The 11,688-nt window shown below is 64.2% G+C and carries 9 protein-coding genes; 2 read left to right on the top strand and 7 right to left on the bottom strand.

Translation table 11 applies throughout. From position 1 onward, the window contains the following. Positions 1-174: 174 nt before the first annotated feature. Entirely contained in the window at positions 175-1,284 is a 1,110-nt protein-coding gene (locus CVM73_RS38085) for a hypothetical protein (RefSeq protein ID WP_100236845.1), read from the bottom strand. Next, positions 1,284-2,720 (bottom strand): MBOAT family O-acyltransferase, encoded by a 1,437-nt coding sequence (locus tag CVM73_RS38080; protein ID WP_100236844.1) that lies wholly within the window; start codon positions 2,718-2,720, stop codon positions 1,284-1,286. The genes CVM73_RS38085 and CVM73_RS38080 overlap by 1 nt, the downstream gene beginning before the upstream one ends. A gap of 304 nt (positions 2,721-3,024) precedes the next feature. Between CVM73_RS38080 and CVM73_RS38070 the strand changes: the two genes are divergently transcribed. After that, a complete protein-coding gene (locus CVM73_RS38070) occupies positions 3,025-5,130 on the top strand; it encodes a S9 family peptidase (RefSeq protein WP_100236842.1) in 2,106 nt (701 codons plus the stop codon). Positions 5,131-5,380: 250 nt separating this feature from the next. Here CVM73_RS38070 and CVM73_RS38065 read toward each other — a convergent pair whose 3' ends face one another. The 5 genes from CVM73_RS38065 to CVM73_RS38045 all read right to left on the bottom strand — a co-directional run bounded on the left by CVM73_RS38065 (position 5,381) and on the right by CVM73_RS38045 (position 10,621). Then, positions 5,381-6,100, bottom strand: a complete 720-nt coding sequence (locus CVM73_RS38065; protein ID WP_100236841.1) for a ribonuclease activity regulator RraA — start codon at positions 6,098-6,100, stop codon at positions 5,381-5,383. Positions 6,101-6,238: 138 nt separating this feature from the next. Then, a complete protein-coding gene (gene araD / locus CVM73_RS38060; protein ID WP_167407300.1) occupies positions 6,239-7,975 on the bottom strand; it encodes an L-arabinonate dehydratase in 1,737 nt (578 codons plus the stop codon). Next, on the bottom strand, positions 7,972-8,832 hold the full coding sequence (locus CVM73_RS38055) for an ABC transporter permease (protein ID WP_100236840.1): 861 nt from the start codon (positions 8,830-8,832) through the stop codon (positions 7,972-7,974). Before CVM73_RS38055 ends, araD begins: the two co-directional genes overlap by 4 nt. Positions 8,833-8,843: 11 nt before the next feature. After that, entirely contained in the window at positions 8,844-9,605 is a 762-nt protein-coding gene (locus CVM73_RS38050; RefSeq protein ID WP_100236839.1) for an ABC transporter ATP-binding protein, read from the bottom strand. Further along, complete coding sequence (locus tag CVM73_RS38045; RefSeq protein ID WP_100236838.1) at positions 9,605-10,621, bottom strand: ABC transporter substrate-binding protein; 1,017 nt, start codon at positions 10,619-10,621, stop codon at positions 9,605-9,607. The genes CVM73_RS38050 and CVM73_RS38045 overlap by 1 nt, the downstream gene beginning before the upstream one ends. Positions 10,622-10,716: 95 nt before the next feature. Between CVM73_RS38045 and CVM73_RS38040 the strand changes: the two genes are divergently transcribed. After that, positions 10,717-11,430 (top strand): GntR family transcriptional regulator, encoded by a 714-nt coding sequence (locus CVM73_RS38040; protein WP_100236837.1) that lies wholly within the window; start codon positions 10,717-10,719, stop codon positions 11,428-11,430. Positions 11,431-11,688: the final 258 nt, after the last annotated feature.

Here is an 11,688-nt window from a genome sequence, read left to right as displayed (position 1 = left end):
AAACCATCTTGGCCAGCGGCCCAACACGCCGCACCAACAGGCCGGACATATGGATGCAAGCGATCCGATCAAAACCTTCACAAAGCTCTTGTGCCACGGAGGCCGTCCACATATGGGTCCCGGATCTGCGCGCGCTTGAGGCGCGCTTGTCCGGGACGACGGCGGAGTGTTTGGCTAGGGTTGTGGCACGCGATAGGCTTCGACTTGCCTCTTCAATTCTTCTAACGGCTTTAGCGGCGCCTTCGGATCGACCCGGTACTCCCCGCTCGCCAGCCATTTCAGCACCATGGCGTCCACCACCGGCGAATGGTGGATGACGTCGCTGTAATTGTTAAGGTCGTGCGTCACCGCCTTGACCGCGCGGAAATCGTGCAGGCGGACATTAGGAAGCTGCGTCAATCGCTGAGCAATCACCGCCGTGATATCCGTGACGATCTTCAGCGTCTCCGGCGAGGCATCGCGCATGGCGACGAATTGCAGGATCGAGTAGGGCGGGAAGTAGATGTCGAAGGTCACGTCCGGATGGCGCGTGATCAGGCCGACGGCATCCTGCTCGAAATGCCGGACCATGGCCTCATAGCCGTAGCCCTCGCCGAGGAAGCGGCTGCGCACGGGACTGGTGATGTAGGCGAAAGCGGCGAGCGTCTTCTTCGCATTGTAGTCGCGCGCAACGTCGAAATCCCGCGGCAGCGCGTAGATGTCATCTACGTCGGACAGCGCGAACTTGACGGGCAGATAGGGCGCCGCCCGGGTCAGCGGCTGCCGCAGCGGCGGGATCGATCGCAGCAGTGCGAACAGGGACTCCTTCGCCATCGCCGCACTGAACAGGTAGGACGCGATGCCCTTGGCCGTTCCGCGATAAAGATCGACGGAGAGATAGGGATCGGTCTCGATATCCGCGGCCTCGACGAAGATGAAATCGTCCATCTCCCAGATCACCCGTTTTGCGCCACGGTCGATCGCCTGCTCCAGCACAAAGGCCTGCTGGCGCGAATTGGAGCCGGTCATCGCCAGCTTGAGCGAGCGGACCCCGAGCGCGCGGTCGATGTCGTTCTGGCGGAAATGGATCGCGAGCGAGGTGCCCATGAAGGCGGTGTCGAATGACTGGCTGCGGATCAGCCCGGCATTCTGCACGCGCGTGTCGTCGGAGTAGAACGCCGCCATGAGACGCGAGGGGCGGAACAGCTGCAGGGGATCGACGACGAAAGTGAGCGCTGCGGCGCCAAGCACGCACACCGCGCTCGCCAGCAGAAGACGGCCAAGATTGGTGAACATGCCCTGCATCAGAACCGGAAATAGATGAATTCGCTGTGGCTCTGGATGCCCAAAATGCTGAACGCGAGCAGCAGCGATGCGCCGTAAAGGACCAGCGGTCGCATGCGCCCTGCCCGCAAGGCCTCGCCGACCCTGCGATTAGCGTGATCGTAACCCATGATCGCTTGCGTGCTCGGCGCCAGCCACACCAGCGCCGCGTAGATCACGACCTGCACCAATGCTGCAATCTCCTCGCGGCCGAACACAATGTTCGCGGGGCCAGCCATGGCGTGGAGGATCCGTAGCGCCCAGGCGACGCTCTCGGCGCGGAAGAACACCCAGGCGATGACAACCGCTAGGAAGGTCAGCACGGCGCCAAGCATGCGGCCCGGGCGCGCCAGCAGCGAGGGAACGTTCGGCACCAGCGCGCTATACGCGTGATTGACGCAGAGATATGCGCCATGCAGCGCGCCCCAAACGACAAAAGTCCAGGCCGCACCGTGCCAGAGCCCGCCGAGCAGCATCGTGATCATCAGATTGACGTAGCGGAGCGCGCGGCCGCGGCGGTTGCCGCCGAGCGGGATGTAGAGATAGTCGCGCAGGAACTGCGACAGCGTCATGTGCCAGCGCCGCCAGAACTCGACGATGCTGCTCGCCTTGTAGGGCGAATTGAAATTCACGGGCAGGAAGATGCCGAACATCAGCGAGATGCCGATCGCCATGTCGGAATAGCCGGAGAAGTCGAAATAGAGCTGGAATGTGTAGGCGAGCGCGCCGAGCCAGGCCTGGTCGAAGCTCGGCGAACGCGCCTCGAAAGCGAGCGCGACCAGCGGCTGGATGCCGTCGGCAAGGCAGGTCTTCTTGAACAGGCCGATCGCAAAGATGATGATCCCACACAGGATCAGATGCGCGTCCGGATATTTCGAGTCCTCCTGCTCGAATTGCGGGATCATGTCCTTGTGGTGGAGGATGGGCCCAGCGATCAGATGCGGGAAATAGGTCACGAACAGCGCGTAATGCGGCAGCGCATAGGCCGCGACCTGCCCGCGATAGGCATCGACCAGAAACGCGATCTGAGTGAACGTGTAGAAGGAGATGCCGACCGGCAGCAGGAGGTGGACCGCGAGATGCGTGCCGAGCAGCGCGTTGACGTTCTCTGTGACGAAGCCGGCATATTTGAAGATGCCAAGCACGAGGAGATCGCCGACGACGCCGAGAGCAAGCGCTGCGCGGCGCTGCGGCACCTTGAGCTCCGCCACGATGAGGAGATGCCCGACGCCGTAATTGAACGCGATCGAGATCAGCAGAAGGGCGACGAACTGCCAGCTGCCAAGCGCGTAGAAGGTGATCGACGCCAGCGCCAGCCAGATCACCGGCGCCAGATTGCTGCGCCGTCCCAGCCGGAAATAGCCGGCCAGCACGACCGGCAGGAACAGCAGGATGAACGGGTAGGAATTGAACAGCATCTGGCTGGACCGGCGGCGGGGATATGGAGCCTAAAGCATACAAGCTGCTAGGCAACAACCCGGTGAGATGGCGCAGCGGCGCTGGCAATTCATGGAATCGGGACGATATAAGGGAACGCGCCTTCTCCCTCTCCCCGTTCTTACGGGGAGAGGGTCGGGGTGAGGGGCCTCTCTCAGCGGTTGAGATCGTGGAGCGACCTGTACCCCCTCACCCGGAATTTGCTCACGCAAATTCCGACCTGTCCCCGCAAGCGGGGAGAGGTGAAGAGGAAGCGCCGCGCGAATACGAGATGATGAGGACCGAGTGACCCAAGTCAAGACGCCTTCGAAGCCCCCCGTCGCCCCGCGCCGGCCGCATTCCTTCACGCGGCACGGTATCACCGTGACCGACGACTATGCCTGGCTGAAGGATGCGAAATGGCAAGAGGTGCTGCGCGATCCCGGGGTGATCGATCCTGATATCCGCAAATATCTGAACGAGGAGAACGTCTACACCGAGAGCCTGCTCGGACACACCGCGGGCCTGCAGAAGACGCTGGTGCGCGAGATGCGCGGGCGGATCAAGGAGGACGATTCCAGCGTGCCGTCGCCCGATGGACCCTTCGCCTATTTCCGCAGGTTTCGCGAAGGCGGGCAGCACGAGCTGTTCGGCCGCATGCCGCGCGACGGCGGCGAGGGCGATATCGTGCTCGATGGCGATGCGCTCGCAAAAGACCACCAATATTTCAAGTTCGGCGGCAGCCGCCACTCGTATGATCACAAATTGCAGGCCTGGAGCGCGGACACCAAGGGCTCCGAATATTTCTCCATCCGCGTGCGCGACTGGGCGACCGGGACCGATCTCGACGATCTCGTCGAGGAGACCGACGGCGGCGTGGTCTGGGCCGCGGACTGCAAGAGCTTCTTCTATGTGAAGCTCGACGACAATCACCGGCCGATGCAGGTGTGGCGGCACAGGCTCGGCACCAAGCAGGCCGACGACACGCTGGTCTATGAGGAGCAGGATGCCGGCTGGTTCACCCATCTGCACGAGAGCACCAGCGGCCGTTTTTGCGTCATCGCCGGTGGCGATCATGAGACAAGCGAGCAACGGCTGATCGATCTCGCCAACCCCGAGGCGCCGCCGCGCCTGGTCGCAGTGCGCGAAGAGGGCGTGCAATATTCGCTCGCGGACCGTGGCGACGAGCTGTTCATCCTCACCAATGCCGATGACGCCATCGACTTCAAGATCGTCACGGCGCCACTGAGCCAGCCCGAGCGGACAAACTGGCGCGATCTGATTCCCTATCGGCCCGGCATCTACATCATCGACCTCGATCTCTATGCCGGCCATCTGGTGCGGCTGGAGCGCGCCAATGCGCTACCGTCGATCGTGATCCGCGATCTCGCTGGCGGGGAAGAGCACGCCATCGCTTTCGACGAAGCCGCCTATTCGCTGGACACGATGGGCTCCTACGAATTCGAGACGACGAATTTGCGCTTTGCCTATTCGTCGATGACGACGCCGTCGGAAGTCTACGACTACGACATGGCGAAGCGAACGCGCGTGCTGCGCAAGCGGCAGGAGATTCCGTCCGGCCACAATGCCGCCGACTACGTCACCACGCGCATCATGGCGAAATCGCATGACGGCGCCGAGGTGCCGGTCTCGATCCTGCATCGCCGCGGACTCAAGCTCGACGGCACGGCGCCGCTGCTGCTCTACGGCTACGGCTCCTACGGCATGGCGATGCCGGCCTCGTTCAGCGCAAACCGCCTGTCGCTGGTCGATCGCGGCTTCGTTTACGCCATCGCCCATATCCGCGGCGGCGCCGACAAGGGCTGGGGCTGGTATCTCGACGGCAAGCGCGAGAAGAAGACCAATTCGTTCGACGATTTCGCTGCGAGTGCGCGAGCTCTGATCGATGCGAAATACACCAGCGCCAAGCGCATCATTGGCCATGGCGGCTCGGCCGGCGGCATGCTGATGGGCGCGGTCGCCAACCGCGCCGGAGAGTTGTTCGCCGGCATCGTCGCCGAGGTGCCGTTCGTCGACGTGCTCAACACCATGCTCGACGACACCCTGCCGCTGACGCCGCCGGAATGGCCGGAATGGGGCAACCCGATCGAGAGCGAGCAGGATTTTCGGACCATCCTCTCCTACTCGCCTTACGACAATGTCGCGGCAAAGGCGTATCCCGCGATCCTGGCGATGGGCGGCTTGACCGATCCGCGCGTCACCTATTGGGAGCCCGCAAAATGGATCGCACGCCTGCGCGCCACCATGCGTGGCGGCGGCCCGGTCCTGCTGCGCACCAACATGGGCGCCGGCCACGGCGGTGCATCCGGCCGCTTCGACCGTCTCGATGAAGTCGCGATCGTCTATGCCTTCGCGCTGTGGGCGGCGGGGATGGCGGAGGCCGGGGTGTAAGTACACCCACCGCCGTCGTCCCTGCGAACGCAGGGACCCATACCGCGTGATCTATCGGTACAGCGCAGGCAGCAGTACCGACGAAAGCTTCTTAACTAGAAGTCTTCGCCAAACTGCTCCCTGGGGTTGGGTCCCGGATCAGCGCGCGCTTAAGGCGCGCTTGGCCGGGACGACATCGAGTGTGAGGCACGAGATGCGTCACACCGCCCCGTGCGGCCGGTCCGTTTCTTGACGTGGCTCAGCTTCGGCCTTAGCGGCCGTTCTTCTTCCGCCATTCCGCGAAATCGGTGAGCGTCTGCGGGTCGGTGGCGGGATAGAGACCGAAAATGCCGCGGCCCTTGCCGACTTCCTCGGTGACGAAGTCTTCGAACGCCGTCATCTCGAATGTTTCGTTAGCGATCTCCTCGGCGAGATGCGCGGGAATCACGATGACGCCGTCGGCGTCGCCGAGAATGACGTCGCCGGGAAACACCGGGGCATCGCCGCAGCCGATCGGAACGTTGATCTCGATCGCCTGATGCAGCGTCAAATTGGTCGGCGCGCTCGGGCGGTGGTGATAAGCGGGGATGCCGAGCTTGGCGATCTCGGCTGAATCGCGAAAGCCGCCGTCGGTGACGACGCCGGCAACGCCGCGCTTCATCAGCCGCGTCACCAGGATCGCGCCGGCCGAGGCCGCGCGCGCGTCCTTGCGGCTGTCCATCACCAGCACGGCGCCCGGCGGGCAATCCTCGACCGCCTTGCGCTGCGGATGCGAGCGGTCCTTGAAGACGTCGATGGTGTTGAGATCCTCGCGCGCCGGCATGTAGCGCAGCGTGAAGGCCTCGCCGACCATGGTCGGCTGGTCCGGGCCGACCGGATGCACGTCCTGGATCATCTGGATCCGCAGGCCGCGCTTGAACAAAGCGGTGGCGACGGTGGCGGTGGAGACGGATTTGAGTTTGTTGCGGGTGGCTTCGCTGAGTTTGGACATATGCATCCTCTTGTCATTCCGGGGCGCCGCGCAGCGGCGAGCTATGGTGCGCAATTGCGCACCAGAGAATCCATCGGGCCGCACGCACCGCGGTTAAATGGGTTCCGGGTTCGCGCTACGCGCGCCCCGGAACGACGGTCAGTAAATCGACGGCTCGCCGATCGGCGCACCGAAATCGGTCTCGAGGAAATCGAAGTCGCAGCCGTCATGGGCCTGCTTGATGTGTTTTGTGAACATCCAGCCATAGCCGCGCTCGAAGCGGCGCTCGGGCTGCTTCCAGGCGGCGCGGCGTTTGTCCAACTCGGCTTCGGGGACATCGAGTTTGATGGTGCGCGCGGCGACATCGAGCGTGATGCGGTCGCCGTTCTGCACCAGCGCCAGCGGGCCGCCGATGTAGGATTCGGGCGAGACGTGCAGGATGCAGGCGCCGTAGCTGGTGCCGCTCATGCGCGCGTCCGAGATGCGCACCATGTCGCGTACGCCCTGCTTCACGAGTTTTGTCGGGATCGGCAACATGCCCCATTCCGGCATGCCCGGCCCGCCCTGCGGCCCCGCGTTGCGCAAGATGAGAATGTGATCCTCGGTGACATCGAGGTTGGGATCGTCGACCGCTTTCTTCATCGAGGGATAATCGTCGAACACCAGCGCAGGTCCCGTGTGCTTGAGGAAACGCGGCGCGCAGGCGCTCGGCTTGATGACGCAGCCGTCGGGCGCGAGATTGCCCTTGAGCACGGCGAGCGCACCCTCCTCGTAGATGGGATTGTCGATCCCGCGGATCACGTCGGCATTGTAGACCTCGGCGCCCTCGATGTTCTCGCCCAGCGTCTTGCCGGTGACGGTGATGCAGTCGAGATGCAGATGCGGCTTGATTTGCGCCATCAGCGCCGGCAGGCCGCCGGCATAGAAGAAATCTTCCATCAAGTACGTGTCGCCGCTCGGCCGGACGTTGGCGATGACGGGCACCTTGCGGCTCGCCTTCTCGAAATCGTCGAGGCCGATGTCCTGGCCGGCGCGACGGGCCTGCGCGATCAGATGGATGATCGCGTTGGTCGAGCAACCCATCGCCATCGCCACCGCAATCGCATTCTCGAACGCCTTGCGGGTCTGGATCACCTTCGGCGTCAGATCCTCCCACACCATCTCGACGATGCGGCGGCCGCATTCCGAGGCCATGCGGATGTGGTTGGCGTCCGCGGCCGGAATCGAGGAGGCGCCGGGCAGCGTCATGCCGATCGCCTCCGCAATCGCGGTCATGGTCGAGGCCGTGCCCATGGTCATGCAGGTGCCGTAGCTGCGGGCGATGCCGGCTTCGATGTCGAGCCAGTCCTTGTCGGAGATCTTTCCCGCACGCCGCTCGTCCCAGTATTTCCAGCCGTCCGAGCCGGAGCCGAGCGTCTTGCCCCTCCAGTTGCCACGCAGCATGGGACCTGCCGGCAGATAGATCGCCGGGATGTCCATCGAGGTCGCGCCCAGGAGCAGCGCCGGCGTGGTCTTGTCGCAGCCGCCCATCAGCACCACGCCGTCCACGGGATGGCTGCGCAGCAGCTCCTCGGCGTCCATCGCCAGCAGATTGCGATAGAGCATGGTGGTCGGCTTGAGCAGCGATTCCGACAGCGACAGCGCCGGCAGCTCCAGCGGCAGGCCGCCGGCCATCAGGATGCCGCGCTTGACGTCGTCGACGCGCGACTTGAAGTGCATGTGGCAGGGCTGCGCGTCCGACCAGGTGTTGAGGATCGCGATGATCGGCCGGTCCTTCCACTCCTCGGGCGCGTAGCCCATCTGCATGGTGCGGGAGCGGTGGCCGAACGAGCGGAGATCGTCGGGCGCGAGCCAGCGCGCGCTGCGGAGCTGGTCGGGCGTTTTCTTCTTGGTCATGATTGGGTGCCCCATTTCTGCACGGTGTTCCGCTCGATGGCGCGGAAGATCAGGTTCTCGACAAAGAGCCCGATGATGATCACCGTCAAGAGGCCTGCGAAGACCGCAGGTATGTCGAGGAGGTTGCGGTTCTCGAAGATGAACCAGCCGAGCCCGCCTTGCCCTGAGGACACGCCGAACACCAGCTCGGCCGCGATCAGGGTACGCCAAGCGAAGGCCCAGCCGATCTTGAGACCGGTGAGGATCGAGCCGAAGGCCGCGGGGATGAGGATCTTGGCGACATAGGGCAGCCCGCGCAGGCCGTAATTGCGCCCAACCATGCGCAGCGTGTTGGACACACTCTTGAAGCCGGAATGGGTGTTGAGCGCGACCGGCCACAGCACCGAATGGATCAGCACGAAGACGAGGCTGCCATTGCCGAGGCCGAACCAGATCAGCGCGAGCGGCAGCAGCGCGATCGCCGGCAACGGGTTGAACATCGCCGTGACCGTCTCCAGGAAATCGGTGCCGATCCGAGTCGAGATGGCGAGGATCGTGAAGATCGCGGCGAGCACGATGCCGGCCGAATAGCCCATGAACAGCACCTTGAGCGAGGTCCAGGCGCGCATCGGAATGGTGCCGTCCTTGACGCGATCGTAGAGCGTTGCGATCGTGTCGTGCAGCGTCGGGAACAGCAGGGGATTGTCGAGCGTGACGCCGTAGGCTTCCCAGATTGCCGCAAGGAACAGGATGATGACGGCCTTGCGGACAAAGCCGTCGTTCCAGAGCAGCTCGGCCACGCTCAGCTTGCGCTCGACCTCGCCCGCACCAGTGGCGGCAACAGGCGCGTCACGCAGCAATATTCTCGCTTCACCCATGGGCGGCTCCCTCAGTGCGCCACGCCTTCGCCGGCGAACAGGAGATCGTGGATCTCCTTCTCCAGCCGGCCGGCGCTGCCGTCTTCATTGGAGACCTTGTCGACGTCGACCACCTCGGCCTTGACCCGCCCGGGATGCGGCGACAGCAGCAGGATGCGGTTGCCGATGCGGATCGCTTCCGCGATCGAATGGGTCACGAACAGCACGGTGAACTTGGTCTCGCTCCAGAGCTGGAGCAATTCGTCCTGGCAGGTCCGGCGCGTCAACGCGTCGAGCGCGGCGAACGGCTCGTCCATCAGCAAAATGTCCGGCTCCATCGCCATGCCGCGCGCGATCGCGACGCGCTGCTTCATGCCGCCGGACAGCGTGTGCGGATAGGCATCGACCACGCGGGTGAGGCCGACCTTCTCGATATAGGCTCGCGCCTTCGCCTCGGCGTCCTTGCGCGACAGCCTTCGCGCGGTGAGCAGAGGAAACATGACGTTGGCGAGCACACTCTTCCAGGGCAGGAGCTGGTCGAACTCCTGGAAGATCATCATGCGGTCCGCGCCGGGCCCGTGGATCTCGCGACCGTTGATGGCCATGCTGCCATCGCTCGGGCTCATGTAGCCGCCGACAGCCTTGAGCAGGGTCGACTTGCCGCAGCCGGACGGCCCGAGCAGCACGAAGCGGTCGGATCGGTCGACGGTGAAGCTCACTTTTTCGGTCGCGGTAACGACTGCGCTGGAAGTCTTGTAGCGCAGCGTCACGGAGCTGACGTCGAGCAGCGCCATCAGTTGCCTTTCAGGTCGTGCGCGACGGGGAGATAATAGTCCGTCCAGGCCTTGGGCTGGTTCTTCAGCGTGCCGGTCTTGAACAGATGGGCCGCGAATTTCATCGTGCCCTGCGGCTCGAGATTCCACTCCATCATGCCGGGCTCCTTGAGGAGATCGAGCAACTCCTCCGCCGAGGTCTTGTCGCCGGTGATCTCCTTGTAGATCTCGACGGCCTGCCTGGTGTCGCTGCGGATCAGGTCCTGCGCTTCCTTGGTCGCGTCGCGCACGGCCTGGATGATCTTCGGATTGGCGTCGGCGAATTTGGTCGTGGTGAAGAACTGCGCCTGGCTGAGCGGGCCACCCATCACGTCGGGTGACGACAGCACGACATGCGCGCCCGGCACGTTCTTGAGCTCCAGGAAGGTGAAGGGCGGGATCGAGAAGTGGTTGTGCACCTCGTGCTTGGGATTGGCGAGCGCCGCATAGGCGTCGGGATGACCGAGCTGCACGGTGTTGGCGTCGAGCTTCGACCATTGATCGGCACCGAACGCCTCGGCGGCCGCGATCTGCAGCACGATCGCCTGGGTCGAGACCTTCACGGTCGGCACCGCGATCTTGTCGGCCGGGCCGAAATCCCTGATCGACTTGATGTTGGCGTCGCGGCTGATCAGCGTCATCGGCTGCGCCGAGGTCGCGACGATGCCCTTCACCCCGCCGCGGGTGCGATCCCACAGCAAGAGAAGATTGCCCGTGCCGGTGTTGAGGATGTCGACGCCGCCCGCGAGCAGCGCGTCGGTCTGCGCGCCGCCGCCGGAGAAAGTGATCCATTTGGTGGTGACGCCTGATACGCCGAGCGAAGCCGCGTGCTTCTCGATCAGCTTCAGCTTCTCCATGATGTGGCTCGGCATGTAGAAGATGCCCGGCTGGCGCGACAGCGCGATCTCGGATTTCTGCTGTGCCTGCGCCGCGGGCGCGAAGAGTGCGGCGGCGACCACGGCGGCGGCCGCAAGCCGCTTACGAAGATGATTGATCATTGTTGTGTGTTTCCTCCGGGTGCGCGGCGCACTGCGTTGACCCTGCTGATGCACTAATATATTAGTGCATCAAAGGCAAGCCCGCGGGACCCGACATGGAAGCAGCCCATACCGCGCCGCGCGCGACGTCACGACCCGCCCGGCTCGACCGCGCCCGGCAGGCCGCGCCGCAGGTGTTCGAACGGCTGCGCAATGCGATCATCGCCCTGGAGCTGCCGCCGGGTGCGCCGCTGTCGCGCGCCGAGCTCGCCGGCCAGTTCGGCGTCAGCTCGACGCCGGTGCGCGATGCCCTGATGCGGCTCGAGGAAGAGGGCCTGGTCGACGTATTTCCGCAGCACGCGACGGTGGTCAGCCGGATCGACATCAGCCGCGCCCAGCAGGCGCATTTCCTGCGCCAGGCGCTGGAGCTGGAGCTTGTGCGGCTGCTCGCGGAGAAGCACGACGACGCGCTGATCGTCCGCCTCGATCACGCCATCGCGCTGCAGCAGCAATTCGCCAAAGCCGGCGACTTCGAGGCCTTCATGGCCGGCGACAACGACTTCCACGCCCAGCTTTATGCGGCCGCCGGCAAGGAGGAGCTTTGGGCGCTGGTGCGCAGCCGCAGCGGGCATATCGACCGGCTGCGCCGGCTGCATCTGCCCTCACCCGGCAAGGCCCAGAACATCGTCCGCCACCACAGGCTGATCACGCGCGCGATCGAGGCGGGTGACGCCGAGGCCGCGCAACAGCATCTGCGCAAGCATCTGTCGGGCACGCTGAGCGAGCTCGACAAGATCCGAAGCCGTCATCCGGAGTATCTGACGGATTAAACGCAATAGGATGAGGCTCGATCGCCGCAACGATGGAGGTGCACCCTCTTCCGCAAGCGCAGGTCTATCGCATATGACTCTTGGCGGCAGCCTGCGCGCACGCCTCGTCCTTCGAGACGGCGCTTACGCGCCTCCTCAGAGGGTGAGAATGATTCTTTTGCCCGGAGGTTTTGCAGCCGATGGGTTGGAGTCGGCGCCCCTGAGGCTTTTCGGGTGAGTCGGCGCCGAATGAGCGCGATCTGACTAGATCTCCCGATT

The sequence above is a fragment of the Bradyrhizobium forestalis genome, from assembly GCF_002795245.1.
In the GTDB taxonomy this organism is placed as follows: Bacteria; Pseudomonadota; Alphaproteobacteria; order Rhizobiales; family Xanthobacteraceae; genus Bradyrhizobium; species Bradyrhizobium forestalis.
This window is presented reverse-complemented; position numbering and strand designations above follow the sequence as displayed.